Source organism: Colwellia sp. C1TZA3, assembly GCF_007954265.1.
In the GTDB taxonomy this organism is placed as follows: domain Bacteria; phylum Pseudomonadota; class Gammaproteobacteria; order Enterobacterales; family Alteromonadaceae; genus Cognaticolwellia.
Genome location: NZ_VOLS01000141.1, coordinates 1 through 1,171, shown reverse-complemented (window position 1 = coordinate 1,171; position 1,171 = coordinate 1). Strand labels below are relative to the sequence as shown.

General features: G+C 41.4%; 1 protein-coding gene. It reads right to left on the bottom strand.

Translation table 11 applies throughout. The features are described 5' to 3' along the window. Positions 1 to 1,076 (bottom strand): IS4 family transposase (locus tag ESZ39_RS17540; protein ID WP_146881195.1); only part of this gene is annotated, 1,076 nt, incomplete at its 3' end. Between the last annotated feature and the right edge of the window lie 95 nt (positions 1,077 to 1,171).

The window sequence follows — 1,171 nt, the reverse complement described above, 5'->3', positions numbered from 1 at the left end:
CCATAAGATAACACCCGCTTCGTTTTTACAGAGTTTGCTTGAAATTGCAGATGATACCCTGCTGTTTCTGCCGCCTTACCCACACAATAGAGGTAAAATTGAACCATCATACTCAAGAGTAAAATAACCTGTAACCTTTCTACCGAACGACTTAAACTGCGCGATAAGCCTAAGCCATAATATTCATTTTTGCAGTCCCGAAATGATTCTTCAATGGCCATTCTTCGTTTATACATATTCACTAAGTGATTGGCTTTAAATGTTTCTCTCGGCAAATTAGACACTAAAAACCAAGGCTCTTTTGCTGACTTTGCGTTCTTTTTATTGGTGTTGCATTTTGTGGTTACTCCCTTGCGATTCACCTTATGACGCTGCATATTTCTTCCTTTGTATAGCACGCCACGACAAGAGAATTGATGGGATTTTGATAGCACTACGCCTTTCAATTCACTTGCTATGGGGAGCGCAAGGGCGTGACACTTACTCACATAATCCCAATCGTGCTCACCTTGCAGTCGACATTTTACGGTACCTCTCGTTCTGGCAAGCCAAAACCATTGATGAGCTTCAATGGCTTTAAACCAGGGGATTTTAAAGCCTGCATCAGTGCATATAATGGGCTGAATACCTACAGGCAAAACATTTTTTAAATTGGCAATGAAGCTTAAGTGTACTTGGTGGTTAGCGTGTTTAATTTCAGGATGAACCTCCTCATAGACAGTCACCGCTCGCCCACCAATGGAGATAGCCGCTCTTAGCATGACAAAATTATAGTTATAGACAGTAGACCAATCGACATGGATAAGCGGGTGAGGCGTTGTAATAAATAAGCCTGCTATTACTTGGTAATATGAAGGTCTATGTTGATGTAGGTGCTGATTACCAAGTAATCTATCCACACGTTTTATAGCGTGTTTCTCTGATTTATCATGCAAGCTAGCGGAGTGCCTTCCCATGGAGGTCAAGGTTAATGCTGCGCCATTGAGCAGGCTATTGGCCGCGGTAAAAAGAGAGTTAGCGACTCTAGGGTCTATAGTGATTGAATTGGAAGAGAATAAGTCTGATAATGTAGGCATAGCGCTTGTATTTGGTTTATTTGTTTTTTGTGGTGATTAACATATTACCAGATATCAAGCGCTTACTCGTTAAACTTGTGGGGATTCCTCAGACT